At 60.1% G+C, this 26,763-nt stretch carries 22 protein-coding genes; 18 read left to right on the forward strand and 4 right to left on the reverse strand.

What is annotated here, in order from left to right; genetic code table 11:
* Positions 1-30: 30 nt before the first annotated feature.
* The 15 genes from ORG26_RS19415 to ORG26_RS19485 all read left to right on the forward strand — a co-directional run bounded on the left by ORG26_RS19415 (position 31) and on the right by ORG26_RS19485 (position 17,739).
* Positions 31-2,415, forward strand: coding sequence for an outer membrane beta-barrel protein (locus tag ORG26_RS19415; protein ID WP_266364732.1), 2,385 nt, complete (start codon positions 31-33; stop codon positions 2,413-2,415).
* Between the two features lie 65 nt (positions 2,416-2,480).
* Entirely contained in the window at positions 2,481-3,194 is a 714-nt protein-coding gene (locus ORG26_RS19420) for a hypothetical protein (protein WP_266364734.1), read from the forward strand.
* Between the two features lie 101 nt (positions 3,195-3,295).
* A complete protein-coding gene (locus ORG26_RS19425) occupies positions 3,296-4,027 on the forward strand; it encodes a hypothetical protein (RefSeq protein ID WP_266364736.1) in 732 nt (243 codons plus the stop codon).
* Positions 4,028-4,207: 180 nt separating this feature from the next.
* Positions 4,208-4,939 carry a hypothetical protein gene (locus ORG26_RS19430; protein WP_266364738.1) on the forward strand — a complete coding sequence of 244 codons (732 nt, stop codon included), beginning with the start codon at positions 4,208-4,210 and terminating at the stop codon, positions 4,937-4,939.
* Between the two features lie 203 nt (positions 4,940-5,142).
* On the forward strand, positions 5,143-5,685 hold the full coding sequence (locus tag ORG26_RS19435) for an SdpA family antimicrobial peptide system protein (protein WP_266364740.1): 543 nt from the start codon (positions 5,143-5,145) through the stop codon (positions 5,683-5,685).
* Positions 5,673-6,641, forward strand: coding sequence for a sporulation-delaying protein SdpB family protein (locus ORG26_RS19440; protein ID WP_266364742.1), 969 nt, complete (start codon positions 5,673-5,675; stop codon positions 6,639-6,641). The genes ORG26_RS19435 and ORG26_RS19440 overlap by 13 nt, the downstream gene beginning before the upstream one ends.
* Positions 6,642-6,746: 105 nt before the next feature.
* Positions 6,747-7,139, forward strand: coding sequence for a thiol-disulfide oxidoreductase DCC family protein (locus tag ORG26_RS19445; protein WP_266364744.1), 393 nt, complete (start codon positions 6,747-6,749; stop codon positions 7,137-7,139).
* An 11-nt stretch (positions 7,140-7,150) separates the two neighbouring features.
* Positions 7,151-7,903 (forward strand): CPBP family glutamic-type intramembrane protease, encoded by a 753-nt coding sequence (locus ORG26_RS19450; RefSeq protein WP_266364746.1) that lies wholly within the window; start codon positions 7,151-7,153, stop codon positions 7,901-7,903.
* Positions 7,904-8,094: 191 nt separating this feature from the next.
* The gene (locus tag ORG26_RS19455) at positions 8,095-9,567 is read left to right on the forward strand and encodes a S41 family peptidase (protein ID WP_323134296.1); all 1,473 of its coding nucleotides are present in this window, start codon (positions 8,095-8,097) and stop codon (positions 9,565-9,567) included.
* A gap of 53 nt (positions 9,568-9,620) precedes the next feature.
* Complete coding sequence (locus ORG26_RS19460) at positions 9,621-10,679, forward strand: Kelch repeat-containing protein (protein WP_266364748.1); 1,059 nt, start codon at positions 9,621-9,623, stop codon at positions 10,677-10,679.
* Positions 10,669-11,019, forward strand: coding sequence for a DUF4907 domain-containing protein (locus ORG26_RS19465; protein ID WP_266364750.1), 351 nt, complete (start codon positions 10,669-10,671; stop codon positions 11,017-11,019). The genes ORG26_RS19460 and ORG26_RS19465 overlap by 11 nt, the downstream gene beginning before the upstream one ends.
* A 108-nt stretch (positions 11,020-11,127) precedes the next feature.
* A complete protein-coding gene (locus tag ORG26_RS19470) occupies positions 11,128-12,435 on the forward strand; it encodes a DUF4270 family protein (protein WP_266364752.1) in 1,308 nt (435 codons plus the stop codon).
* 220 nt (positions 12,436-12,655) lie between these two features.
* Positions 12,656-13,540, forward strand: a complete 885-nt coding sequence (locus ORG26_RS19475) for a ThuA domain-containing protein (protein WP_266364754.1) — start codon at positions 12,656-12,658, stop codon at positions 13,538-13,540.
* Between the two features lie 4 nt (positions 13,541-13,544).
* The gene (locus ORG26_RS19480) at positions 13,545-16,739 is read left to right on the forward strand and encodes a PVC-type heme-binding CxxCH protein (protein WP_266364756.1); all 3,195 of its coding nucleotides are present in this window, start codon (positions 13,545-13,547) and stop codon (positions 16,737-16,739) included.
* A 148-nt stretch (positions 16,740-16,887) separates the two neighbouring features.
* Positions 16,888-17,739, forward strand: coding sequence for a hypothetical protein (locus ORG26_RS19485; RefSeq protein ID WP_266364758.1), 852 nt, complete (start codon positions 16,888-16,890; stop codon positions 17,737-17,739).
* Between the two features lie 72 nt (positions 17,740-17,811).
* On the opposite strand, the gene murA is transcribed toward ORG26_RS19485, so the two are convergent.
* On the reverse strand, positions 17,812-19,116 hold the full coding sequence (gene murA / locus ORG26_RS19490; RefSeq protein ID WP_266364760.1) for a UDP-N-acetylglucosamine 1-carboxyvinyltransferase: 1,305 nt from the start codon (positions 19,114-19,116) through the stop codon (positions 17,812-17,814).
* Between the two features lie 109 nt (positions 19,117-19,225).
* Entirely contained in the window at positions 19,226-19,921 is a 696-nt protein-coding gene (locus ORG26_RS19495) for a DUF4290 domain-containing protein (protein WP_266364762.1), read from the reverse strand.
* 397 nt (positions 19,922-20,318) lie between these two features.
* Here ORG26_RS19495 and ORG26_RS19500 point away from each other — a divergent pair, with 397 nt between their 5' ends.
* On the forward strand, positions 20,319-21,692 hold the full coding sequence (locus ORG26_RS19500; protein WP_266364764.1) for an MATE family efflux transporter: 1,374 nt from the start codon (positions 20,319-20,321) through the stop codon (positions 21,690-21,692).
* Positions 21,693-21,827: 135 nt separating this feature from the next.
* Here the strand turns inward: ORG26_RS19500 and ORG26_RS19505 are convergent, their stop codons facing one another.
* Entirely contained in the window at positions 21,828-22,418 is a 591-nt protein-coding gene (locus ORG26_RS19505; RefSeq protein ID WP_266364766.1) for a hypothetical protein, read from the reverse strand.
* Between the two features lie 109 nt (positions 22,419-22,527).
* On the opposite strand from ORG26_RS19505, the gene ORG26_RS19510 reads away from it, so the two are divergent.
* Positions 22,528-23,535: a bile acid:sodium symporter family protein gene (locus tag ORG26_RS19510; protein ID WP_323134297.1), complete on the forward strand. Its 1,008-nt coding sequence runs from the start codon at positions 22,528-22,530 to the stop codon at positions 23,533-23,535.
* Positions 23,536-23,704: 169 nt separating this feature from the next.
* Positions 23,705-24,808, forward strand: a complete 1,104-nt coding sequence (locus ORG26_RS19515; RefSeq protein WP_266364769.1) for an acyltransferase family protein — start codon at positions 23,705-23,707, stop codon at positions 24,806-24,808.
* 44 nt (positions 24,809-24,852) lie between these two features.
* Here the strand turns inward: ORG26_RS19515 and ORG26_RS19520 are convergent, their stop codons facing one another.
* Complete coding sequence (locus ORG26_RS19520) at positions 24,853-26,631, reverse strand: metallophosphoesterase (RefSeq protein WP_266364770.1); 1,779 nt, start codon at positions 26,629-26,631, stop codon at positions 24,853-24,855.
* Positions 26,632-26,763 lie beyond the last annotated feature (132 nt).

The raw sequence follows: 26,763 nt of genomic DNA on the forward strand, positions 1-26,763 counted from the left end.
TTTCCAGTCCATTCTCCTGAACCGAACGCCATGAAAACCTATGTAATGCTTTGGCTGCTGGCGGGTAGCCTGTCCGGGTACGGCCGGAGCCTTTTCCCGCCCTCCAGCGCCGCCGATACGGGGACCGTGGTCCGTCCGGCAGGGGAGTGGGTCCTTCGGGGAGTCGTGCTGGACTCGGTTTCGCGGCAGCCCGTACCGTTCGCTACCCTTCGTCTGGTCGAGCTGCGGCAGGCGCGGGAGTCCAGAGGCACCAGCGCCAACGGGCAGGGCCAGTTTACGCTGAATCTGGCAACCGAAAACGCCTACCGGATCGAGGTGTCGAGCGTCGGGTACCAGTCCAGAAGCCTTCCGCTGCTGCCGGACGCGGGCCAGCCGCTGCTGCAGATCGTCCTGAAAGCCGCACCGAACACGCTGAAGGAAGTGGCCGTACGGGCTTCCCGGCCGCTGGTGGAGGAACAGCTGGACCGACTGGTGTACCATGCCGACCGCGACCAGACGGCCCAGGGCGGACTGGCTACGGACCTGATGCGAAAGGTGCCGCTGGTGACGGTGCTGCCCGACGGCGGACTCTCGGTCCGCGGCTCCACCAGCGTCAAACTGCTGGTCAACGGCCGAAGCTCCGTTCTGTCGAACAATCCGGCCGAGCTGTTGCGGCAGATTCCGGCGGAGTCCATCAAAGCCATCGAAGTGATCACGACCCCCTCGGCCCGTTACGAGGCCGAAGGAGCCACGCTGGTCAATATCGTGACGAAGAAAAACCTGGCTCAGGGCCTGAACGCCACCCTCAACGGCGGCATCGGCAGCACGGGCAGCAACGCGGCCAGCAGTTTGTCGGCCAACTACAAAAAGCTGAGCCTGAACGCGGGCCTGACGGGCAACTGGTTTTACAATCCCTTCGCGGCCGATGCGGACCTGTACCAGATCGAAGCGGGTGAGCGCCAAAAGGTGCTCCGGCAGGAAGCCAGCGGCACGATGGGCATTCAGGTGGTCAACGCCAACGCGGGAGTCGAGTACCGGCTTACGGACAAATCCCGCCTGCTGCTGGGGCTGAACCACCGGGTCCGCCAGGTCCGGACCGACCGCGAGGCTACGTTCCGTTCGCCCCTCGACGACAGCCCGCTGCCGTCCGGAAACTACCACTCCCGGATGCAGGCGGTGACCAACGACTGGAGCGCCGAATACAGCCGCACCTTCGGACGGGCCCAGCAGGAACTGGTCCTGAGCTGGACCGGCGGAACCACCCGCAACCGGACCGTGTCCGATCCCGCGCCGCCGGGTCTGAGCGACACCCGCGCCCTGAACCGGGAACAGGTTTTTCAGGCCGATTACCAGTACCCGCTGCGGCGTAACTGGCTGGTGGAGACAGGCGTGCGGTTTACGTCCCGCACCATCAGCAACAGCCTGGCTGATTCGCTCACCGACCGGCGTCTGAGCACGCTGCAATATCGCCAGCAGATCGGAGCGGCCTACCTGTCGAGCCAGTGGGATTTGAAAAACAGGTGGAGCTTTCGGGCGGGGATGCGCCTGGAGCAGACCTACAACCGCATCGAACAGGCCACCGGCCGGCAACCGCAGCAGTACACGAACCTGTTTCCGAATGTGCTGCTCCAGAAAAAGCTGAAAAACGCCCGCAGCCTGAAACTGGCCTACGGTCTGCGCATCCAGCGGCCACCCGCCCAGTTGCTGAACCCGGCCGTGGCCACGGTGGACCCGGTGAGCCGGTTTGCCGGAAGCCCGGACCTGCTTCCCGAACGGATGCATACGGCAGAAGCCAGCTTCAGTACCTACGTCCGAAGCAATTCGCTCATCATCAGTGCGTTTTCGCGCCGGACCGAAGGAGCCATCAGTCCTTACAATTCGCTGGTCGGCAGCACGCTGGTCACCCGGTTTGTGAATCTGCGCAGCCAGCACGATCTCGGCCTCAACCTGTACGGGTCGGTGAAAGTCTGGAAATCCTGGCAGACCATCGCCACCGCCAACGTGTACTACACCCGCCTTCAGGGCAGTGCCGCCCAGGCGAACCTGACCAACGGGGGCATCAATTACGCCCTCGGTACCATCTCGACCTGGGAAGTGACGCCCAACTGGGCCGCGCAGTTCTACGGAGGGTTCAATTCCTCGAAAGTCCGCCTGCAGGGCCGGGACGCCGCCTTCAGCTACTACCAGATGAGCGTGCGGCGCAATCTGCCCAAACAGAAAGGCAGCGTAGCGCTGGGCATCGACAACCCTTTCCAGCGCCGGATGGCCTGGGTGAGTTACAACGAAGCCGCCGGGTTTGCCTTCCGCAGTACCTCGTACCAGTACAACCGGGGTGTCCGCCTGACGATGATCTACCGCATCGGCAAGTCCGGTCCGAAGCAGGAATCAGCCCGGAGCCGCGAACGACGGCAAAGTGACCTGAAAGAAGACCAGTGAGTAACGTCCGAATCATTCCTAACCCTTATAAACCCTTTAACTCTAACCCTTAATCCTTAATCACCATGATTACGTTTATCCGCAACCGCTTGCTGAATGCCTACACGGCGCTGCCCCTGCTGATGTGTCTGCTGCTGACAACCTGGTCCGCCCAGGCCCGCCCGCTGACAACGAAACACCGCTATTCGGGCGAAGAAATGTTCCGCGGCCTGTTTTTCCTCGAAGGCCGTTACGCCCAGGCCCTGCCGGAACTGCAAAGCCTGAGTCTGAGCTATTCCAACAAAATGGCCAAGGCCGCCGACAAAGCCACCGTAGACCGCCAGCGTCACCAGATTCTGGCCGCGATCCGGGCCGAGCGACCGGCCTTTTTCGACGAGTTCCGGAGGGCGCTGGAAAGCGGCAACCACCTGAAAATCCAGGCGGCCCTGCGGGATGGCCGTCAGCAGATGACCGGAGCGGTGGAGCGGCTCTACAAAGTGGACGCTTCGCAACTGGCCCGCCTCCAGGCACAGACCGCCCAGCTGGCCAAAGCCGGTAAGCTGGACCAGAAGGCCATCGACAAGCTGGCCAAAGACCTGAAGGGCAAGTCAGACGAGACCAAGCCTGACAACGGAACCTGCGTCGTGCTCCTGCTGCCTATGGCCTGTACGATTATACTGTTGTGCGCAGTCGTGACCATGTACGTAGCCACCTCCGAGGATGTCCTGACGGCCGACTCCCGGCTCATGACCGAGCAGCTGGTCGCGTCGATCAGCCGACTGGCCGCCAGCGCCTCCTGAGACCGCTTTCCAGAATCTTAACTCAATCAGTCAATCCAATCAACCAATCAATCATTCAAAATTCAATCAATCCTTTCTAACCCTTTAAACTTTCCAACGCCATGATTACTTACATCGCCAAACGCCTGTTGAATGCCTACACCGCCCTGCCGCTGCTGATGTGCTTTGTGCTGGCCTCCTTCCACAGCTTTGCCCGCTCCAACGAAGCGGCCCGGGCTACCTTCCTCTCGGGCGAGGACATGTTCAAAGGGGTCTTCTTTTTGGAAGGCCGCTACGCCCAGATGCTGCCCGAGACCCAGTCGTTGCAGGCCGCTTTCGTCAACCAGACCCAGTCTTCGTCCCAGAAAGCGGCCGTGGCCCAGGTTCGCCAGGCGGTGATGGCCCACATTGCGGCGGCTCAGCCGGGCTACTTCGCTCACTTCAAGTCGGCGCTTAAGAGCGGGGATCACCTGCGGGTGAGTGCGGCTCTGTCGGAAGGGCAGAAGCTGGTGAGCAAGGCGGTGGATGAGCTTTATCAGCTCGACAAGACGCAGCTCAACAAGCTGCAGGCCCAGGCGCAGGCCGAGGCGGCCCGTCAGGGTGGCAAGCTGGACGCTCAGGCGGTAGAGAAGCTGGTGGGTCAGATGCAGAAAACGACGGCTCCCGACCCCAACAACGGCACCTGCGCCGTAGTGGTGGTGGTCGCAGTAACGGTAGCCGTTGCAGCGGTAGTGGTCCTGATCGCCGTTCTGCTGGTCGCCGAGGAGCAAATGGTAGCCAACCACAGCGGCCACTCGCTGCTGCACGAACAGCTGGTCGCCTCCATCTGCCAGGTAGCCCCCCAGATCGCCTGAAAAAGCTGAACAAGCGGCCGGGCACTCCATGCCGGGCACTCCATGCCGGACACACCAACAGACCGACCTCCGGCCGCTTGTTCAAAACCATCCGCCACCGCGGACCACCAATCAACCTTTCGGTCATTCAGTCATTCAATCAATCAGTCATTCCTTTCAACCCTTAAACTTTCCAACGCCATGATTACTTACATCGCCAAACGCCTGTTGAATGCCTACACCGCCCTGCCGCTGCTGATGTGCTTTGTGCTGGCCTCCTTCCACAGCTTTGCCCGCTCCAACGAAGCGGCCCGGGCTACCTTCCTCTCGGGCGAGGACATGTTCAAAGGGGTCTTCTTTTTGGAAGGCCGCTACGCCCAGATGCTGCCCGAGACCCAGTCGTTGCAGGCCGCTTTCGTCAACCAGACCCAGTCTTCGTCCCAGAAAGCGGCCGTGGCCCAGGTTCGCCAGGCGGTGATGGCCCACATTGCGGCGGCTCAGCCGGGCTACTTCGCTCACTTCAAGTCGGCGCTTAAGAGCGGGGATCACCTGCGGGTGAGTGCGGCTCTGTCGGAAGGGCAGAAGCTGGTGAGCAAGGCGGTGGATGAGCTTTATCAGCTCGACAAGACGCAGCTCAACAAGCTGCAGGCCCAGGCGCAGGCCGAGGCGGCCCGTCAGGGTGGCAAGCTGGACGCTCAGGCGGTAGAGAAGCTGGTGGGTCAGATGCAGAAAACGACGGCTCCCGACCCCAACAACGGCACCTGCGCCGTGGTCGCGGTGGTGGTGCTAGTGGTCGCGCTGGCGGCGGTGTATGTCTGGGTGTCGGTCACGGCCGTGGCGGAAGAAATGGTGGCCTACAAGCAGGGCGGACATTCGCTGCTGCACGAACAACTGGTCGCTACGATCTGCCAGATTGCTCCGCAAATCGCCTGATAACGGGCGTCAAGGATATTGTCAGGCCGGTTTCCCTCGCGGAGACCGGCTTTTATTTTTTCGGAAAAACGGGTTTTGGTGAGGACAATCGCCGGGTTCGTATAAAAAAATTCAACGGGTCGGGTCTGCTTTGCAACTTTCGTCCATCAGAAAGACCTCCGCCGGAGGGCACCCGTTTCGCAACTCCTAAACCCTTATTTTTTATGAAAACGATGCGACTTGCTTTTGTGGGGCTTTGCCTCTTCTGGAGCGGGCTGGCGTTTTTTGCCCTGCTCACGTACGTGAAGGACACGCCGGTCCGCTTCAGCTACGAATTCCAGCACAATCTGCGGACGCTGTTTCCGCAGGGCTGGGCCTTTTTCACCAAAAGCCCCCGCGACGAAAGCATCCAGCTCTACCGCTGGGAGAACAACCGGCTCCGGCTGGTGGACGGGCAGCGCCAGGCCACGCTCGAAAACCTGATGGGCTTCCGGCGGGCTTCGCGGGCGATGAGCGTCGAATACGCCTACCTGCTTTATAACGTCCCGGCCGAAAACTGGGTCCGCTGCGAAGGCGATCCCGAAGCGTACCTCCGGACGCACCGGCTGGCCAACGTCGAAGTCGAGAACCACACGCCCCGGCCGTACCTGAGCGGTACCTATTACCTCATCCAGAAAGGCATCGTGCCCTGGGCCTGGGCTTCCGAGGCCGACCGCATTACGCTCCCCAGTTCCATCCTCAAACTCACTGTTGTATGCAAACGCTAACCGCCTTCGACCGCTACCTGAACGCCCTGCTGGCGCGCAATCCGTGGACCAACGTGTACGGCTTCGTCCGCTCCCTGCTGGCCCTGGGCACCCTCTGCACGTTTCTGCTCAACGACATGGGCACGCTGTTTCGGCCCATCGCCGGGCAGACCGACTGCCCCTCCTGCATCGGACTGGCCCAGTACAGCCTCTTCTGCTGGCTCGGCGATCTGGAAACGGCCCGCTGGGTGTGCATCGGCATCCTGAGTCTGGTGGTGATCGGCATTTACCCGCGCCTCACGGCCCTGCTGCACGTGTACGTCGGTTTCAGCTTTATGTCCACGGCCATTCTGGTCGATGGCGGCGATCAGGTGACGCTGGTGCTGAGCACCCTGCTGCTGCCGCTCGCCCTGACCGACCCCCGCACCTGGCACTGGGCTTCGCTGCCGGTAGACACGGGTGCGTCAACGGCTTTTCAGTTCCGGAAACTGATTGCGCTGACGTCGTACGGACTTCTGCGCCTGCAGGTGGCGCTGATTTACTTTGAAGCCTGCGTCGGCAAGTTCAAAGTGGCCGAGTGGGCCGACGGCACGGCGCTCTACTACTGGCTTTCCAACCCGACCTTTGGGCTGTCGCCGGAGATGCAGAGCCTGCTGCTGCCCATCCTGACCAACCGCTGGCTGATCGTGCTGCTGACCTGGAGTGTGCTGGTGCTCGAAGGGGGCCTGTTTCTGGGGCTGACGCTGGAGCCGAAATACCGCCGGTACCTGCTCTGGGCCGGGGTGGGCTTCCACTTCATGATCATTCTGATACACGGCCTGCCGACCTTCTTTATGGCCATGACCGCCGCCCTGATCATCTTCCTGCGCCCGTACAGCCAGCCGTTCAACACGCGGCCCGTCGTGAGCCGGTTCCGGAAGCTGACGGCGCCTCTTCAACTGGAAGAAACCGCGACCGTATCGCCCGCCCGTGTCTGAAGGTTCATAACGCGGGAACCCCACCCGGTTCCCGCCCCCCCTTTCCTGACAAAAACCATTCGGTCATTCAGTCAATCAATCATTCAGTCATTCCCTCAATCCCTCATGAACGCGATCATCGTTTTCGACGGCGTCTGCGGCTTTTGCAACGGCTTCGTTCAGTTTGTGATCCGGCGGGACCCGGCCGGCGCGTTTACCTTTGTTTCGGCCGGGTCGGCGCGGGGGCAGCGGCTGCGTCGGGAGGCCGGGGTGGCGGCGCTGGACAGCATTCTGCTGGTGGAGAACGGAGTTGTTTATCAAAAATCCGAGGCGATTCTGCGCATTGCGCGCCGCCTGTCGGGGCCGTGGCGGTGGGCGTGGGCCTTCTCGGTTGTGCCCCGGACCGTGCGGGACGCGCTCTACGACCGCTTTGCCCGGCACCGCTACCTCTTTGGCCGGACAACTTCCTGCCAGCTGCTCACCGCCGAACAGCGGACCCGAATTGTCTTAACCGATTAACCCCAAGTTGTATGAAAACCTTAACCCTTTCCCCGACGCGCAGCGGCCTGTTTCTGTTTGGAGCCGGACTGCTGGGTGTGGTGTCGCTGCGGCTGGTTCATTTTCCGCTGGACAAACTGCCGCCCGTGGTTCTGACGGTCTACTCGCCCGAGGAACTGCGGTGGCTGATGCTGGTCAATCCGTTTATTCTGCTGTTGCTGGGCGTGCTGGCCGGGTCGCTGCTGCACGGCAGGGTGGGGCTGACGCTGGCTCGTCGGGCCGATTTCCGGGCCGGAAACCTCGCCGGAAGTCTGCTTCGGAAAGGGGCGGTTCCCGGCGCGCTTGCCGGGCTGCTGATTCTGGTCGTGGTGCAGGTGTTTCGGCGCCTGATTCCCGAAGAACTGGCCCGGCTGGGCGAGGATCTGGCCGTTCCATTTGTGACCAAAGTGCTGTACGGGGGCGTTACCGAAGAAATTCTGGTGCGCTTTGGCCTGATGACCCTGCTGGTCTGGCTGGCGCAGAAAGCCTTCCGGACCGCGGCGGCCTTTACCTACTGGCTGGGCATTGCCGGGGCGGCGCTGCTGTTTGGGGCCGGGCATCTGCCGATGGCGCTGCTGCAGGTGTCTTCCCCGTCGGCGGCGCTGGTGGCCTACCTGCTGCTGGCGAATTCGGCGGCCGGTCTGGTGTTCGGGTGGGTGTACTGGCGCTCCGGGCTGGCGATGGCAATGGTGGCCCATGCGGTGGCCCATCTGGCGCTGATCATAGGCGACCGCCTCCTGTTCTGACCACCGGACCCGCCTGCGCTTTGAATCCGGCTTCGGGTGCCCGTAAACTGGCACCCGAAGCCGGATTTGTGCGTTTCTGTCGGCACAATTGCCCGGTTTCTCTACACTCTTTTCCGAAGGCTGCAACACGCGTCTGTCCGTCAACGTAAAAGAAGGCAACAGTTCCATTGCCGATCATTTACCAAAAAACGATGAGAAATCAACACGCAGTCGCTATTCCGGCTTTCGGCTTTCGCCAAAGCACGCTGATGCTGGCCTTCCTGCTGGGGGTAACTACCCTGCTTTCGGGCTGTAAGAAAGAGCCCGAGGTGGTGGAGCCGGAGGATACCGCCACGGCCGAAAACCTGACGGTCAACGAGTGGATTCTGGAAAACATGCAGGATCTGTATTTCTGGAACGATAAAATTCCGGCGAACCCCGATAAGACGCTGGCTCCGGATAAATTCTTCGATTCGATTCTTTACAAATACGACGCCAGCAGCCGCCCCGACGGCGACCGTTTTTCGTGGATTGAAGAGAGCGCCGAGGACCTGCAGGCGAGCCTGAGCGGCGAAACCACGACCACCGGCATGGAGTATACGCTGTACCTCCGGGCGACGGGTTCGGACGAGGTCATTGCCCAGGTGCTGTACGTGCTGCCCGGCTCCCCGGCGGAACAGGCCGGACTGAAACGCGGCGACATTATTTCCAGGGTGAACGGACAGACGCTCAACCGCAGCAACTACGCCAGCCTGCTGTTTTCGGGCACGACCTTCCGTTTCGGACTGGCCTCCGTGAGCGGGAATACGCTGGTCGATACGGACGTGACCAGAAGCGTAACGGCGACCGTCTTTCAGGAAAATCCGGTGTTCCTGGATTCGGTGTATACCGTCGGCGGAAAAACGATCGGCTACCTGGTGTACAACCAGTTTGTGCCGGGACCGAACGGCAGCAGTACGGCCACCTACGACGCCCAGCTCGACGCCATTTTCGGAGAATTTAAAACCAAAGGCGTCAATGAACTGGTGCTCGATTTGCGCTACAATCCGGGCGGCTACACGTCTTCGTCCGCCAACCTGGCCAGCCTCATCGGCCGGGGCGTCAGCTCGTCGAGTGTGTATTTCCGCGAACAGTGGAACAGCACCATCACCCCGTATTTGCGGCAGGAATACGGCGACAGCTTTTTTGTGCAGAACTTCCTGACCAAATCGCAGAACATCGGCGGCAACCTCTCCCGGGTGTACGTCCTGACGACCGACTACACGGCCTCGGCCTCTGAACTGATCATCAACGGCCTGCGCCCGTACATGTCGGTCATCACCATCGGCACGACCACTTACGGCAAGAATGTCGGCTCCATCACCATCTCCGACGAAACGGGCAAGATCAAATGGGGCATGCAGCCGATTGTCTTCAAGTCGTTCAACAGCGCCGGCCAGTCGGATTACGCCGCCGGATTCACGCCCAGTTTCGAGGTGGAAGAACCGCTGAGCCTGCTGCCGCTGGGCGATACGCGCGAAGCGATGTTGAACGAAGCCATCTACCGCATCACCGGCTCGTCGCCGAGCGGTCGGCGGGCCACTGCCGGGGTCAATGCCAACCCGCTTTCGTCGCTGGGTTCGTCGCTTCAGCGCAAGGCGAGCTGGGGCCGGATGATCAAGCCCCTGAAAACGCTGAATCTGTAAGGATTTCGCCAGTTTTTCCATTACTTCTCAATCAGGATATTTTATCAGTACCCATGAATCGATTCTCTTTTGGTCGCCGTCCGATGGGAATGGCTCCCCGTTTTTCTCCTCAATTCACGCTCTCTGAACCGTTGATTTTCCGATACACGGCGTTCCTGCTGGCCCTGGTCTGGGCCGGGATGCTGGTCGGGTGCAGCAACTCCGACGACGATGTTTCGACGCTAGGCGACTGGCGGCGGCGCTCGGATTTTGAAGGCGTCGCCCGGAACGCGGCCACCGGCTTTGTCATCGGCACGATTGCCTACATGGGCACCGGCACCAACGCCGACAACGAACGGCTGTCGGATTTCTGGGCGTATGATCCGGCCCGCAATACCTGGACGCAGGTAGCCAATTTTGCCGGAACGCCCCGCAACGCCGCCGTCGGGTTTGCCATCGGCAATAAAGGCTACGTCGGCACGGGCCTCAACGCCAACAGCGACCGCCTGAATGATTTCTGGGAATATGACCCGGCCGCCAACCGCTGGAAGCGGATTGCCGATTTCGGAGGAACCGCCCGCCGCAACGCCGTGGCCTTCGCGCTCGGCAGCAAAGGGTACGTGGGCACCGGCTTCGACGGCAACTACCTGAAAGACTTCTGGGCTTACGACCCCGCGGGCAACACCTGGACGAAGGTTGCCAGTTACGGCGGAGCCAAGCGCATCGGGGCCGTCAGCTTCGTTATCAATGGCCTGGCCTACGTCGGCACCGGCAACAACAACGGCACGGCCGAAAAAGACTGGTGGGCCTACGACCCGGCGCAGGACTTGTGGATCGAGAAAGACAATTTCAGCAGCGACGAGCTGGTGGCCCGCAGCTACGGCGTCGGCTTTGCCATCAAGTCGCGGGGGTACGTGACGGTCGGCGACGGCAACACGACCGTCTGGCAGTACAACCCCGACGACGACAGCTGGGCCACCCAGGGCACCTTCGAGGGCGCCACCCGGCAGTATGCCTTTGGCTTTGCCATCAACGGCAAGGGCTACCTGACCACCGGCAGCAGCGGCACCGGCCGGTTCGATGATCTGTGGGAATTCGATCCAACCGTGGCCCAGGATACCGATGAGGATTAGAACGCAACGCGGCCCCGAAAGCGCGCTGTACCGCTGGTGGCTGCTTTTTCTGTTCGGCAGCCTGACGCTGACTACGGCCTACAAAGTGTACCGCCGCCCGGTCGGCTACGAACTGCGCGTGTTTTCAGCCGACAAAGGCTGGGGTTACCTGATTCTGCGGGACCGGAAGCCGCTGATTTATCAGCCTACCGTACCGGGAGTAGCCGGCCACGCGGGCTTCTCCGACCGTGACCAGGCCCGGCGGGCTGGCGAAACGGTCGTTCGGAAGCTCCGCAGCGGGCAGTCGCCGCCCACGCTGACGGCCACCGAACTGCAGCGCCTGGGCGTGACTTCACCCTGACGGGCGCGCCCGTTCTGCATCCATAAGTCAGCCCTTTCCTGATAACCGGAAAAGGCTGACAGCCTGTTATTCGCTCAATCGCTCAATTACTAATTCGCTCAATTATTTATGGGTATAAAAAGGTGCATCGGCGGGCTGCTGCTGCTGGCGGGTGCTTTTTTGTCCTGCCAATCCGAGGAGACGGCCGTTGGTCTGTCGCTGGTCGGGCCGGACGAGGTGCAGGTTCAGGTGATCGACTCGGTAACGATCCGGACCTCGACGGTGCTGGTGCCGGATTCGTTCGTGACTTCGGCCGACACGAACGTGCTCATCGGGCAGTGGTCGGACGCGCTGACCGGCCGGGCCACCGCCCGCGGGTTTGCGTCCTTCGACTATGCCGCCAACGAACTGGCCAACACCAGCGGTCTGCGGCTGGATTCGCTGGTGCTGGAACTGGGCTACACCTTTGCCTACGGCGACACGACCGCCCGCGTCGATCTGGCGCTGCACCGGCTTCAGGCCCCGCTGGCCGAGCAGACGTACGACAATACCGACGCGGTGGCCTACGAAACGGTGCCGCTGTTTCAGCGAACCCTGCTGCCCCGACCCAACAGCGGCACCCGCCAGCTTCGCTTCCGGATGCCGGACAATCTGGCCCTGTCGTTCTGGAACGGCCTGCTGACCCGCCAGATTGTCGATGCCGCCACGCTGGCCGATTTCTGGAAAGGAATTGCCCTGACGGGCGCAACTTCGGGCAATGTCTTTGTCGGTTTTGCCGCCGGGCAGCGTTCCGGCCTTCGGCTGTACTACCACGCCACGGACATCAGCGGCACGGCCACGTCCCTGCAATTTCCGTTGCAGGGAACGCATTTTACCCAGTTAACAGCCGACCGGAGCGGGACGCCCCTGCAATCGCTCCGGCAGCGGGCCGACGCCGTGAGCAGTGGGCTGACGGACCGGAGTTCGTTTGTGGCGATGGGCGTCGGGCTGCGTACCCGGATCGAGTTTCCGTACCTGGGTCAGTTCGAAAAGCCCGAGCGGTTTATTGGCCTGAACCATGCCGAACTGGTTCTGGAACCGATGCGGCGCACGGACCGCGACAACATGGCCCCTCCGGCGACGCTCGCGCTGTACCAGACCAACAGCCAGAACGAACTGCTGGCCGAAGTGCCCGGCGGCCCGACGGGGTCGAGCGGGGCGGTGGCGGCGTACAGCATCGACCCCACCTCGCTGGAACTGACCGACGGATACCGTTTCGACCTCTCGCAGTACATCAGCCAGGTGATTCGCCGACAGATTACCAACCGGGCCCTGCTGCTGACCGCGCCCGCCGCCCAGCCCGACCTGACCTTGCTCGTTCGGCGCGTAACGCTGGGCGACGGGCAGCGCCCGACCGACCGCATGCGCCTCCGCCTGTACCTGACCACGGGCAGCTGACGCGCCGCCCAGCGTTGGTAAAAGGCTGATTCTGTTGGGTTTTTAAAAAATATCCCGTCCTGCCGGGTGTCGTGTATAGGTAATCTTTCCCGCTTCCCGCCTTTTTGTCTACAAAAAGGCTCTGCTGCCGCCGCCCTCCGGAATCTGTCCCGCGCTAACGGGGCTATTCCCGGCCGCGGCGGCGCCGAAGACGCTGGTGAAACCACCCAAACCGATCCCCATGAAAACGAAACGCAGAGATTTTCTGCTTCAGGCCGCCGGACTGCTGAGCGCCACGGCCCTGGCGGCCATGACCCCGCCCCGGAAAGGCAAAGCCGCCCGGCCGATGGTGGTTTTTGTTACCGGCGACCATGAGTACAGCAGCGAGGAAACCATGCCGCTACTGGCCGCCGAACTGGAGAAGAATTACGGCCTGCGCACGAAGGTGCTCAAAGCCTACCCCGATTATAACGCCGAGAAAGACATTCCGGGCCTCGAAGCCCTTCGCGAAGCCGATCTGGCCGTTTTCTACCTCCGCTGGCGTCTGTTGCCGGCCGACCAGCTTCAGCATATTGACAATTACCTGAAATCGGGCAAGCCCGTGATGGGCTTCCGCACGACCACCCACGCCTTCAATTACCCGGAGGGCGACGAACGCAAACGCTGGAACGCCTTCGGTGAGTTTGCCTTCGGCAGTCCGCCGGGTTGGGGCGGGGCGGCCAAACATACGCATTACGGCCATAAAAGCACCACGGACGTGACCGTCATTCCGGAAGCGGCCAGCCACCCGATCCTGACCGGCGTGACGGGGCCATTCCACGTGCCGTCCTGGCTGTACCGCGTGCAGCCCGATTACCCGGCCAAAGGGTCCGTTTCGCTGCTGATGGGGAAATCGGTCAATCCCGATAAACCCGCCATCGACAACCCCGTTGCCTGGACCTGGCAGAACCAGTGGGGCGGCCGGGCGTTTATGACCACCCTGGGCCATCCCGAAGATTTTGCGGCCGAGCCTTTCCAGCGGCTGGTCGTCAACGCGATTCACTGGAGCCTGGGCCAGCCGGTTCCCAAGAAGTGGAAAGGCAAAATCAACATCGACGTTCCCTACGGCCATCCTAAAAAATCCTGACCGCATGAAAGCTTTATTTGGGGCAAAAAATAGCCTTTTCGGCCTTGTGGCTTCGCTCGGCGTCCTGATTGTCGGGTTCAGCGCCTTTCAGGTGAGCGAGACGAAGGTGGTGCCGGTCGGGCAGGGGACGCGCATCATGCTGATCGGCAACAACCTCGGGTCGCGCATGATGAATTTCGGCCATTTCGACACGGAACTGCTGGTGCGGTATCCCGACAACCGGTTGTTTATCCGCAACCTGTGCGACGGCGGCGATACGCCGGGTTTCCGGCCCCACGCCAGCCGGTTCTCGCCCTGGGCGTTTCCGGGGGCGGAGAAATTCCAGACTGAACTGGCCAATAATTCGGACAGCGAAGGCCATTTCGAGACGCCCGACCAGTGGCTGACGCGGCTTCAGGCCGACGTTATCATCGGCTTTTTTGGGTACAACGAAGCGTTTCAGGGCCGCGAGGGACTGGCCAATTACAAAGCCGAACTCGACGCGTTTATCAAACATTCGCTGAACCAGAAATATAACGGCCGCTCGGCCCCGCAGCTGGTGCTGGTGTCGCCCATCGCCTTTGAAGACCTGTCGGACCGCTATGATCTGCCCAACGGTAAGGCCGAAAACGCCAATCTGGCCCTCTACACAGCCGCCATGAAGGAAGTTGCCGGGCGGAACGGCGTCCCGTTTGTCGATGCCTTCACGCCCTCGCAGCAGTGGTACGCCGCCAGCGCCGAGCCGCTGACCATCGACGGGTTTCAGCTCACCGACGATGGATACAAAAAACTGAGCGTGCTGCTGGCCGACCAGATTTTCGGCAAAGCGCCCGCCAAAGCCGAAGCCCGCCGCGCCCAGATCCGCGAAGCGGTGATCGAAAAGGACTGGATGTGGCATAACGATTACAAAATTCCCAACGGCGTGCACGTCTACGGACGACGCTACAATCCGTTCGGGCCGGACAATTACCCCGCCGAAATCGAAAAAATCCGCCAGATGACGGCGATTCGCGATACGGCGGTCTGGCTGGCAGCTTCCAAAGGGCAGAAAATGGACATCGCCGCCGCCGACCAGCGCACCCGCCGCCTGCCGGAGGTGAAAACGAACTACAACCCCGAAAAGAACGGCAGCCTGAAATACCTCTACGGCGAAGAGGCCGTCGGCAAGCTGAAAGTGGCCCCGGGGTACAAAATCGAGCTGTTTGCGTCTGAGAAGGAGTTTCCGGACCTGGCCAAACCCATGCAGATGTCGTTCGACAACCGGGGTCGTCTGTGGGTGGCCTGCATGCCGAGCTACCCGCACTACAAGCCCGGCGACCCAAAACCCGACGATAAAATCATCATTCTGGAAGACACCAACAACGACGGAAAAGCCGACAAGCAGACCACCTTTGCCGACCACCTGCACCTGCCGATTGGCTTTGAAATCGCTCCCGAAGGCGTTTATCTCTCGCAGGGAACCAACTTCCTGCTACTGACCGATACCAACGGCGACGACCGGGCCGACAAGCGCGAGATTCTGCTCAGCGGCTTTGATGACCACGATACGCACCACAACAGCCACGCCTATACGACCGACCCGTCCGGGGCGATTTACTCAGGCGAGGGCGTTTTCCTGCATACCAACGTCGAGACGCCGTATGGACCCGTCCGCGCCACGAACGGCGGCTTTTACCGCTATAGCCCGCAGCTGAAAAAACTCGAACGGACGGCCCAGCTGTCGATTCCGAACCCCTGGGGGATCACCTTCGACGACTGGGGCCAGCCGTTCTTTGCCGAAACGTCCAGCCCCGATTTCCGCTGGATGCTGCCGGGGACGGTGCTGCCCCGCTACGGCGAGTACACCCACAAGTCGAAACAGCTCATTGAGGATGCGCACCGCGTCCGGCCGACTTCGGGCATCGAGTTTGTCTCCAGCCGCCACTTTCCCGACGAGGTGCAGGGCGATTTCCTGATCAACAACACCATCGGTTTTCTGGGTACGAAGATGCACCGGCTGACCGACGACGGTACGGGTTACAAAAGCACGCACCGGCTGGACCTGATCGTGAGCGAAGACCGGAATTTCCGCCCCGTCGATCTGGAATTTGCCCCAGACGGCTCGCTGTACGTCATCGACTGGCACAACATCCTGATCGGGCACATGCAGCACAACGCCCGCGACCCGCTGCGCGACCACATGCATGGCCGGGTGTACCGGATTACGTACCCGTCGCGGCCGCTGGTGACGCCGGCTAAGGTGGCCGGAGCGAGCGTGGACGAACTGCTGACCAATCTCAAACTGCCCGAGTACCGCACCCGTTACCGCACCCGGCGGGAACTGAGAGGCCGTAAAGCGAGCGAAGTGCTGCCGAAACTGACGGCCTGGGCGGCCTCGCTCGACAAAGCCGACCCGCGTTATGAACACCACCTGCTCGAAGGCCTGTGGGTAAGCTGGGGCCTCAACAAGGTGGACCAGAAACTGCTCCGGCAACTGCTGAAAGCGAAGGATTACCGCGTCCGGGCGGCGGCCGTGCAGGTCGTGCGCTACACGGGGCACCAGGTAGCCGACCAGGCGGACCTGCTCATGCAGGCCGTTCGGGACGACAACAGCCGCGTCCGGCTGACGGCTCTGGTGGCGGCTTCCTGGATTGGAAAAGAAAAAGGCCTGCCGATTCTGGCGGAAGCGGCCCGGAAGCCGTTGGACGACTGGATGAAGCCGCCCTACGAAACGGCCGTGGCGCACCTGAACGGACGGGGCGTCAAGAAGCAGAAAGAGGTTACCGTTACGTCCCACCTGAAAGGCGAAGAACTGGCGCTGCACACGCTGGGCCGGGAAATCTTTGCGCGGGAAGGCTACTGCATCACCTGCCACCAGGCCGACGGCAAAGGGCTGGCGGCTTCCGGATTCCCGCCGCTTTCGGGTACGAAATGGGTACTGGGCAATGAAGAACGCCTCATTAAAATCGTCCTGAAAGGACTGATGGGACCCATTGAAGTGAACGGAAAACACTATCCCGGCCAGGTGCCGATGACGCCCTACGGCGGCATGCTCAACGACCGGGAAGTAGCCGCGGTGCTGACCTATGTGCGCAATTCGTTCGGGAACCAGGCCCCCGCCGTGATGCCCGAAACGGTAAAGAAAGTGCGGGCCGCTACCGAGAAGAAAAAGGATTTTTACACCCCGGAACAACTGCTGAAAGACCATCCGATGGAGGTCGAAACGGCTCAGGGTAAATGATTAAATGAATTTAATACAGACCATTCATATGTTATCTGTACCTTAGCGGAGCAATTGCTCCGCTTTTTTTATGTGTCTGTTTAATACGGGGATTTTGGGCCAAAAGACTTTTTTCAGGCTGTTTCAGATCGGTTTTTTGTTCACGATTATGTCTTGTAAACCGGAGAAGGACCCGGCGGTTGAGGCCCGGAAAGACTGGACGGCTTACCGGGTGGCCCACCTGGTGCGCGTGCAGCCGCACCCACTGGATGGCGATGAGTCAGTGGACTCGCTTCAACTCACGTACACCGCCGCCGGAAAGCTGGACCGGATCAACGAAGTGCGTTTCAGCCGACACCTGATTTCCGGAAAAATCGAAAACCGGCAGGAGGAGCGTCACCAGCTTGTATACGCCGCCAGCGGCCGTCTCCAGGAGATCCGGACCGACTGGAACCAGCGGAGCCAGCCGACCGAACCGAACCAGTGGACTTCCGGCGGACGGATGCTCTGCGACTACGACGCAGCGGGCAGACTGGTGAACCTGACCTACGATTTTCAGAGCCGTCAGGAAAAGCTGTTCCACGAGCTGGGCTTTGCGCCCCAGGGCCAGCCCACGCGGATTGTAACCCGGCTGAAAACGCCGGAGTTTACGCTGCAATACGATGCCCGCGGCAATGCGGTCAAAACCCGCCAGCTTTACAGCGACGGCACGGGCGGCTACGAGCGGACGTTCACCTTCGACGCAAACCCGAATCCGTTCCGGCTGCTGAGCGGGGCCGGTTTGCCGTTGCTAATCTTTTTCCGCGACGGCGGCGATCTGGGCTGGAATTACCAGTATGCCATTACCAGCCAGAACAACCCACTGACCATCCGGGCGACGAGCCTCGGCGGCATGCACGGCCCGCTGCTGAACCCGAACCTGACGATCAGTTACCGCTACAACCCCGCCAATCTGCCGCTGGAAGCCCGCGTGGTCAGCCCGGCGCAGGCGTTGCGGATTTTCCGGTTTTACTACGAATAACGTTTCCAGCTATACGAAAGCAAAAAAGCCGTCTCCTGCGCAGGAGACGGCTTTTTTGTATCAATTAACGAACTACAACCGCTCGATCTCGGCCCCGATCGCGTTCAGGCGCAGGTCGATGTTCTGATACCCGCGGTCGATCTGCTCGATGTGGTCGATGATGCTGTCGCCTTTGGCCGAAAGGGCGGCGATCAGTAAAGCCACGCCCGCCCGGATGTCCGGTGAGGTCATCCGGATGCCGCGAAGCTGCTGCTGGCGATTCAGGCCGACCACCGTTGCGCGGTGCGGGTCGCAGAGGATGATCTGCGCGCCCATGTCGATGAGTTTGTCGACGAAGAACAGGCGGCTTTCGAACATTTTCTGGTGCACCAGCAGCGTGCCCTGCGCCTGAACGGCCGTGACGAGCACAATGCTGAGCAGGTCGGGCGTGAAGCCGGGCCAGGGCGCATCCGAAACGGTCATCATGCCGCCGTCGAGGAAGCTGTCGATGACGTAGCGTTCCTGCGCGGGCACGTGGATATCGTCGCCCCGGAATTCCATCTGGATGCCGAGCCGTTTGAACACGTCCGGAATAATGCCCAGCTCCGGAATCTGGCAGTTCTTGATCGTAATTTCCGACTGCGTCATGGCCGCCAGTCCGATGAACGAACCGATCTCGATCATGTCGGGCAGCATCGTGTGCTCCGTACCGCCGAGGCGTTCGACGCCTTCGATGGTCAGGAGGTTGGAGCCGATGCCGCCGATTTTGGCACCCATGCGGTTGAGCATCTTGCTCAGCTGCTGGAGGTACGGTTCGCAGGCGGCGTTGTAAATCGTGGTGGTTCCTTCGGCCAGCACGGCGGCCATTAGCACGTTGGCCGTTCCGGTCACCGACGCCTCGTCGAGCAGCATGTAGGTGCCCTGGAGGTGGCTGGCGTCTACGTTGTAAATGCCGCTGACTTCGTCGTAATTGAACTTGGCACCCAGCTTTTCGAAGCCCAGAAAGTGCGTATCCAGCCGCCGACGGCCGATTTTGTCGCCGCCCGGGCGGGGTATCCGACCCTGTTTGAAGCGGGCCAGCATGGGTCCAAGGAGCATCACCGAACCGCGCAGCGCGGCGGCCTGCTGCCGGTATTCTTCCGTGTCCAGAATGTCGAGGGCCACATCATCCGCCTGAAAGCGATACGAAGCGTCGCCGACCTTCTCAACCTTCACGCCGAGCGTACCCAGGAGTTCGATGAGCTTGTTGACGTCGCGGATGTTCGGAATATTATGAATGGTAACCGGCTCGCTGGTCAGCAGCACGGCACACAAGATTTGCAGCGCCTCGTTTTTAGCGCCCTGCGGAATAAGCTCGCCCTTCAACCGACGGTCGCCGGCAATGCGGAAAGATGCCATTTAGGAAATGAAAAGTTTAAAGTTAAAAGTTAAAAGTCAGGCTCCGCCGATTGGCCGACTTTCTGCGGAGCTTAACTTTTAACTTTTAACTTTTAATTTTTAACTGATTTTATCGTCTTCTCCGGTTCTGGTTGTTGCCCCGGAAATTACGGTTCTGGTTGTTGCGGTTCTGATTGTCGCGGTTCTGGCTGTAGCCGGGGTTGTTGCTGCGCTGGCTTCCCTGGCCGGTAAACGCCTGCACCGGCGTATGGCGGCGGGGCTGCTGGTCGCCGGTGCGCTCGCGCGGGGTGGCTTCCACAAAACCGTTGGTGCGAATGGCCTGCACATCCTCGGACAGCCGCCCGTTCGACATTTCGATGAGGCTCTGCAGGATGGTTTCGTCCTCGACCGAGTCCTTGTTCCAGGTCATGTAGAAGGTTTTCATCAGCCGGGCGAGGTACGACACGAAGGCGCGGCGTTCATCGGGCTCCTCCAGGGCGGCGGCCTTGTCGATGAGCAGCTTCATGTTGTGCCCGTAGTGCTTGTGCCTCAGGTCGTGGGTGTTGTAAGGCACCTGCTGCGGCTTCCGGCCGAGCACGTCGGGCGGCGGCGGCGGGTAGGGGCTGTCGACATCCAGCGTAAAGCCGGACATGATGTACAGGTCGTCCCAGAGTTTGTTGTAGTAGTCCTGATTATCCCGCATGTTGGGATGAATCTGCCGCATCAGTTCCACCAGAATATGGGCGTAGCGCGTGCGCTTTTCCCGATCTTCGATGGTCTGAAGGTGCCCGACTAATTTCTGAATATTGCTGCCGTACTCTTTCAAGTGATTGAGCCTTTATTGTGTATTGGCAAAAATACGAAAAATGTCGGAACCGGGGTCGGAGTGCCGGGGGGAATTAGTGAATGACTGATTGACTGAATGATTGAATGACTGATTGGGTGAATGAGGGATTGGGTGAATGAGCGGAGCTTTTGCCGGTTAACCCATTTTGCGCTAATCATTGGATGTAACCACGAAAATGAGCAGACCTGATTATCTTAACCGGTAACCGGGTTATTAACAATCCGCTGAATGAGAAGGCCCTGCTTCGCTCATTCGCTCAGTCATTCAGTCATTCAGTCATTCAGTCATTCAGTCAATCACTCAATCAGTCATTTGCTCAATCGCACAGAATTCCGCTTCGGTCGAACCGCTCTGCTTTGTCCATTGTTGGCCTTCTATGAATAAATGGTTACTGACGTATAAACCGGAGTTGTCAGACACGCTCCGGCTGAGTATTCCCATTGTCATTGCACAGCTGGGCGTGGTGCTGATGGGGGTGATGGATAATTTGTTTGTCGGGCGGTTGCTCGGCGCCGCGCCGCTGGGGGCGGCGGGACTGGCTGTTTCGCTGACGTTTCTGGTGTCGAGCATCGGCGTCGGCGGGCTGTCGGTGGTGGCGGCGCTGGTGTCGCAGGCGCGGGGCCGCTCCGACGAGGCGGGCATCAACCGGCTGTTTCGCGGCGGGCTGAAAGTGGCCCTGCTGCTGAGCGTCGTGCTCGGTCTGGCCGGGGTTTCGCTGGCTTTTTCGTTTGCCGTTTTCCAGCAAACGCCGCAGGTGACCGACATGGCCCGGCAGTTTATGCTGATCCTGAGCGTGTCGAACATCCCGCTTTTTCTGTTTGTGGCGGCCCGGCAGTTGTGCGACGGGTTGGCGCTGCCCCGCGTGGCGATGATGATTACGCTCTCGGCCCTGCTGGTCAACGGGCTGTTCAACTACCTGCTGATTCTGGGCATCGGGCCGTTTCCGGAGATGGGCCTCAACGGTTCGGCCGCCGCAACCCTGATTTCCCGGCTTTACATGGCCGCCGCTATTGGCCTGTACATTTACCGCAACCAAACGTTCCGGCCGTATCTGAAATCCGAATACGGAACCCAGCCGACGGGCGCTGAAGTCCGTCAGATTCTGCGGCTTGGCCTCCCCGGCGGACTCATTTTCTTCTTCGAAGTCGCCACGTTTTCGCTGGCGCAGGTGATGGTCGGCTGGCTGGGCGAAGTGCCGCTGGCGGCCCACCAGATTGCGCTCAACATGGCGTCCACGACCTACATGATGGCAACGGGTATTTCTTCGGCAGCGGCCATCCGGGTCGGCAACGCCATCGGGCGGGGGAGCCAGGAACACGTGCGGCGGGCGGGCGTAGCGGCTTTTGTGCTCTCGGGCCTGTTCATGGGGCTTTGTACGACCCTATTCCTGACGGCCAACGAGCAACTGGTTTCGCTCTACATCCGCGACAATGCGCCGGTCGCCACGCTGGCCGCGAGTCTGCTCATCATGGCGGGCATTTTTCAACTGTCGGACGGGATTCAGGTCGTGGGCGTGGGCGTGCTGCGGGGCCTGTCGGATGTCAACGTGCCGACGGTCATTACGCTGTTTGCGTACTGGGTCATGGGCCTGCCGGTCAGCTACGTGATGTGCTTCAAGGTCGGGCTGGGCGCGGCGGGCATCTGGGTGGGCCTGCTGGCCGGGCTGTCGGTGGCGGCCGTGCTGCTGACCGTCCGCTTCTTCCGGCTGGTGAAGCGCCTGCGGCTGGCGGAGTCGAACGTAATGGCCTGAGTGAAGGGACGTTTGACGCTGGACGTTAGACACTAGACATGAGACGCTGGACAGGAGTAACCGGGACTAACCAGTGACCAATGTTCAGTGTCACACGTCCAGTGTCTCATGTCTCATGTCCAGCGTCAACGGAGGTCATTCATCCTTCACGGGCAGGTTGGCAAATGAGCCGCTGATGGTAAAATTAACCCGTTTTTCGGGCAGAAACGAAGGGTCGAACGGGTCATACGCGCCCGGCAGCCGGACCGTGTAGGTGCCCGAAAGGGTCTTCCGTTTGGGGTCGTAAGCCGTAATTACCAGAGAGCCTTCCACGAGGGTAGTGCCGCTCTGGAAGATCACCGTGCAGTTTTCGCCGGTGGCAAACCGGTAGTCAACGGCAGCCTCACCCAGGGCTGGGTTGGGCAGGGTCGCCAGGGTGTACGTCCCGACAAGGCCGGTTTTCTGGCGGGCTTTGGGAATGCTGAAGCTAAGGCCGTCGCTCCCGGCGGGATACGTCGTCCAGAAGCCGAACTGCAGTTTTTCGGCCGACTGAGAGGCGGCGTGCCTGAAGGCATCGTTTTCGTATTCCGCGGCAAACCGGGTCGAGCTGTTCTGGTAGGCCATCGTGCGGCTCAGTTTGGCGGTTACCGGCAGCGGCTGGGGAGTCGGCTCGGTGGTTTCTTTTTTGCATCCTGCCAGAAAAAGGAGCGCAAACAGGATACAGCCTGAAAAGAGGCGGTGGTTCATCGGTACTGATTTTGTTGTTATACTGCGGGACGATTGACGCCTGTCGCCCAAAGATACGGCAATTGTCAGACAAAAATTTTACCCTTTTCGAACCTAATTCTGCTTTTTCTTGAACGGTCAATCCACCACTTCGCTCGCTTCCTTACTGGCCCGCGTCGGCCTCGACTGGTTTCTGCTGGCCCTGCTGGGCATGATCGGGCTGGCTTACCTCTGGCCCGGACCGGGGCTGGGAGAGGGGCCGCTTTCGCTGTCGGCCATCGCCAACTACGGCGTGTCGGTCATTTTCTTTTTTTACGGGCTGCGCCTGAGCGGAGAAAAGCTGAAGGCGGGCCTGAGCAACTGGCGGCTTCACCTGACCATTCACCTGACCACCTTCGTCCTTTTTCCGCTGCTGGTGCTGGCCGCCCGCTGGCTGTTCCAGACGCCCGACACGGCCCTGCTCTGGCTGGGGGCTTTTTACGTGGCGGCCCTGCCGTCGACGGTTTCGTCCTCGGTCGTGATGGTATCGCTGGCCGGGGGCAACATTCCGGCGGCCATCTTCAACGCCAGCATTTCCAGCCTGATCGGCGTTTTTCTGACGCCGCTCTGGATGAGTTTTCTGCTCACCCAGCAGTCGGGCGACTACGATCTGGGCGGGGTCATCGGCAAGCTGACTTTGCAGGTCATCGTGCCCGTTGTGGCCGGAATCGCGCTGAACCGGCGGTTTGGGGCCTTTGCCGAGCGGCACAAAACGGCGCTGCGGTACTTCGACCAGTCGGTGATTCTGCTCATCGTGTATACCTCGTTCTGCGAATCCTTCGCCCGCCGCATGTTTGCCGATCTCACCCTGACCGACCTGCTGGTGCTGGGTGCGGCCATGCTGGCGCTGTTTTTTCTCGTTTACGGAATCGTGCTGGCCATCAGCAACGCGCTCGGTTTCAGCCGCCCGGATCGGATTACGGCCCTGTTCTGCGGCTCCAAGAAATCACTGGTTCAGGGCAGCGTTATGGCGAGCGTGCTCTTTCCCGGCACGATGGCGGGGATTGTGCTTCTGCCAATTATGATGTACCACGCCCTGCAACTGATTGTCGCGAGTTTGATAGCCCAGCGGATGGCGGCCAGTGCCCGTTCGGAATAAGAAAAGCGGCGGGACGCATGCCGGTTACTAAAATCAGCCGGTTTACTTTTCCATTTAAGGTATATTCCTTTCTGGTTTAGAATTTCCGAAAAAGGCTAATAGGATTATTGGTTAATATTTACTGAAACGTAGATACAGGAAAAGGCCGTCGCCCCCATACCATTTACCGATGAATTACATAAAACAGCTTGATGGTATCCGGGCAATCGCCGTGATGTTGGTCATTATAGCGCATTGGATGCCGCAGGACAGTCTGCTTTACCGCTACGGAGACCTGTTCAACGGCGTTGATATTTTTTTCGTACTGAGCGGGTTTCTCATTACCCGAATTCTGCTGGAAAATCGCAGGCAGGCCGAGCGATCCGGGTCTGGAAAAGGGCAGTTGCTGAAGGTATTTTTTATTCGCCGTGTCCTTCGGATTTTTCCCGCCTATTACGCTGCGTTACTGCTATTGTTTCTCATTGGACCAATCTGGAATACCGGCATTCGGGACAACTGGGGGTATTTTGTTTCCTATACGGCTAACTTTTATTTTGTCAAAAGGCAGGCGTGGGACGGCATGCTTTCCCATTTGTGGTCGCTTTCTGTCGAAGAACAGTTTTACCTGCTCTGGCCCTGGCTGATGCTGCTGCCCGGCAAAAGGACGCCGCTTTGCATTATCCTGACATTCATTCTGTTGGGTGAAGCGGCCCAGTATTATTTCTGGAACGCGCCGATGGGCGACATCCGGACGATTTCCTGTTTTGACGGCCTCGGAATGGGGGCTTTGCTGGCCTACGCGGCGGTCGAAAAACCGGCCTGGCTGAAGCAGGCGTACCCGTATGCCTCGGTTCTGGCCCTGCTTTGTTTTCTGCTTCAGATGGCCCGGATAACCGGAAATTCTTTCTTTATTCCATCCAGAACACTAACGGCCGTTTGTACCGTCTGGCTGATTACCGCTATTCTTTTGTACGAAGGTCGAAGGGTGATTTTCTTTGATTTTATCTTGGGAAATCCGGCGCTGGTTTTCATGGGGAAAATCAGTTACGGTATCTACCTGTACCATAATTTTCTTCCTTACCTGACGGGCGGTCTTTTGCGTTATTTCAATGCCAAATTCTTAGGCGAAACGTATCCCGCTTTGTATGTGCTCCATTTCGAGAATTTCTGCCTCTTGCTGCTCACGTCCTACGCTTCCTGGCGACTATTCGAAAAGCCCATTCTCAAACTCAAGCGTGGCTTCGACTATATCTCGCCGCTCCCCAAACCACAAACGGCCGTTGCGCAGCCATGAACGTACAGCTTGATGCGGACACCGACCACGGAGAAGAAAGACCTTTAATTACGCACGATTTTCCGGGTGAAAACTTCTTTTCCCGCTTTTACTTTCAGGAAAAACACTTTTCCGCCGTCCGGCAGGGCAATATGGTCCTCCAGCTTCCCGCTTTTCGGGTAGGTTCGCTCGCTCACGCACCGGCCCTGCAGGTCGGTCAGGTGCCACTCGATGGGGGCGGGGGCGTTCAACGTCAGTTTGACCGTTACAAAATCGGTGGTGGGATTGGGGAAGACGGACAGGCGGCCTTCGGCACCCGGTTCCAGACCCGTCGGCTGCAACACGGTTACGTCAAAAACGTCCTGCAGACAACCCTGCTCGTCGGCAACCGTAAAACGGGCAGACTTGGCCGGGGCTACGCTCAGCGTCCGTTTTCCGACCGTGCCGTCCGACCAGCGGTAGGGGCCGGTCTCGTTTTGCGCGGGCCAGGAGGCGGTCAGGTGGGCCGTTTCGCCGTAGGGAACGGTCAGCGTCTGGGTCCGGCTGACGTTTTTCATGATGGTAAACTGGTCGCGCGTTACCCCGTCGGCCATGATGAATTTAGCATCGAGGCGGTTTTCCAGGACATCGATAATCATCGACCCGCCGATGGTGTTGTTGGCGTACACCATCGCCGGATGCGGCCAGCCGGGCGTTTGGCCGCCGATCTGCCCGCCCGAGCCGTTCACCACGTATACGGTTCCTTTGCCTTTCTGAATAATCGGACACGAATTGGCCGACCCATCGTACCGCCCCGTCGTGCTCGAAACGGCGTGTCTGGCCAGGTCGAACTGGTCGTACGTGCCGGAAAAGCCGTGCAACTGGTACGACCGTTCGTAGGTATGGCTGTGGCCGAGCAGCACCAGATCGACGTTGAAACGCTCCAGAATGGGCAGCACCCGCTGCCGGACGGCCGTCATTTCCGGGTCGGTGTCGGCATTCCGCTGGCCTTTGGCGTAGGGCGGATGGTGGAAAAACACGATGGTCCAGGGCTGGCGGTTGGCGGCCAGATCCCGCTTCAGCCATTCGGCCTGGGTGCCGGTTGTGTCGTAAAGGCGGAATTTGCCCGCTTCGAGGCCGTACGAATCGAGCGAAACGAAATGAATCTGGCCGTAATCAAAGGAAAAATACGCTTTGGAGCCCGAAGGCACGCCGCCCGCCTCGCCCTGCTGCGGAACGGTAATCAGTTTGTAATACGCATTGTCGAAATTATTGACGTTGTCGGCATAATCGTGGTTGCCGGGCGTGGGCCAGAACGGCAGACCCGGCAGAATGGTCGGGTAGGTGTCGAAAACGTACTGCTGAAAATCCTGTTCGCGGCCGCAGCAGTAGGCATTGTCGCCCAGCCAGAGCCAGAGGTCCGCGGGGCGGGTGGCGGAGGCTTTCAGAAACTGGTCGCGGACATCCCGCTGGTTCTGGTTGCCGCTGCCGAAGTCGCCCAGCGCCCAGATGCGGATCGGAGCGCTGGACCCTTTGGGCGGAGCCGTGGTGAAGGATTGATAGGCTCGCGTGGTTCCGTCGGTGGCCCCGTCGCCGATGGAATAATAGTAGCGCGTCGCCGGTTGCAGACCTGTGAGCCGCACGATATGCTCGGTGGTCCGGGCCGTGTCGGTAAACTGCTGCGTGAACTGGCCGGGACTGGTCCCGTAGCGGACCCGGTTATCGGTCGGCAGCACCGTGCGCCAGCGGATGGTCATGCTTTCGGGCGTCACCTGCTGGAGGTACGGCCCCCGGCTGATGGCGGTCTGCTGGGCGTGGCCGGACAGACTCAGGAAAAGACTAAACAGAAGTCCGGAAAGAGACAATAAGGTTTTCCGGCCCGAAACAGGCAATCGACAAGTCATCGCGTGGGGTACTGCGGTTTATGAACCGATAAAATTAACCTATTTTCGGATAAGTCTCTAACCGGACACCACGGGGCGGTCAATAAACCCGTT

The sequence above is a fragment of the Tellurirhabdus rosea genome (assembly GCF_026278345.1).
Lineage (GTDB): Bacteria > Bacteroidota > Bacteroidia > Cytophagales > Spirosomataceae > Tellurirhabdus > Tellurirhabdus rosea.

Coding starts and splice junctions, on each gene's coding strand:
- ORG26_RS19445 (WP_266364744.1), top strand. CDS start 6,747: ATGAACGCGATCATCGTTTTCGACGGCGTCTGCGGCTTTTGCAACGGC.
- ORG26_RS19485 (WP_266364758.1), top strand. CDS start 16,888: ATGTCTTGTAAACCGGAGAAGGACCCGGCGGTTGAGGCCCGGAAAGAC.
- ORG26_RS19500 (WP_266364764.1), top strand. CDS start 20,319: ATGAATAAATGGTTACTGACGTATAAACCGGAGTTGTCAGACACGCTC.
- ORG26_RS19420 (WP_266364734.1), top strand. CDS start 2,481: ATGATTACGTTTATCCGCAACCGCTTGCTGAATGCCTACACGGCGCTG.
- ORG26_RS19475 (WP_266364754.1), top strand. CDS start 12,656: ATGAAAACGAAACGCAGAGATTTTCTGCTTCAGGCCGCCGGACTGCTG.
- ORG26_RS19480 (WP_266364756.1), top strand. CDS start 13,545: ATGAAAGCTTTATTTGGGGCAAAAAATAGCCTTTTCGGCCTTGTGGCT.
- ORG26_RS19415 (WP_266364732.1), top strand. CDS start 31: ATGAAAACCTATGTAATGCTTTGGCTGCTGGCGGGTAGCCTGTCCGGG.
- ORG26_RS19430 (WP_266364738.1), top strand. CDS start 4,208: ATGATTACTTACATCGCCAAACGCCTGTTGAATGCCTACACCGCCCTG.
- ORG26_RS19440 (WP_266364742.1), top strand. CDS start 5,673: ATGCAAACGCTAACCGCCTTCGACCGCTACCTGAACGCCCTGCTGGCG.
- ORG26_RS19505 (WP_266364766.1), bottom strand. CDS start 22,418: ATGAACCACCGCCTCTTTTCAGGCTGTATCCTGTTTGCGCTCCTTTTT.
- ORG26_RS19460 (WP_266364748.1), top strand. CDS start 9,621: ATGAATCGATTCTCTTTTGGTCGCCGTCCGATGGGAATGGCTCCCCGT.
- ORG26_RS19425 (WP_266364736.1), top strand. CDS start 3,296: ATGATTACTTACATCGCCAAACGCCTGTTGAATGCCTACACCGCCCTG.
- ORG26_RS19455 (WP_323134296.1), top strand. CDS start 8,095: ATGAGAAATCAACACGCAGTCGCTATTCCGGCTTTCGGCTTTCGCCAA.
- ORG26_RS19465 (WP_266364750.1), top strand. CDS start 10,669: ATGAGGATTAGAACGCAACGCGGCCCCGAAAGCGCGCTGTACCGCTGG.
- ORG26_RS19515 (WP_266364769.1), top strand. CDS start 23,705: ATGAATTACATAAAACAGCTTGATGGTATCCGGGCAATCGCCGTGATG.
- ORG26_RS19450 (WP_266364746.1), top strand. CDS start 7,151: ATGAAAACCTTAACCCTTTCCCCGACGCGCAGCGGCCTGTTTCTGTTT.
- murA (WP_266364760.1), bottom strand. CDS start 19,116: ATGGCATCTTTCCGCATTGCCGGCGACCGTCGGTTGAAGGGCGAGCTT.
- ORG26_RS19435 (WP_266364740.1), top strand. CDS start 5,143: ATGAAAACGATGCGACTTGCTTTTGTGGGGCTTTGCCTCTTCTGGAGC.
- ORG26_RS19470 (WP_266364752.1), top strand. CDS start 11,128: ATGGGTATAAAAAGGTGCATCGGCGGGCTGCTGCTGCTGGCGGGTGCT.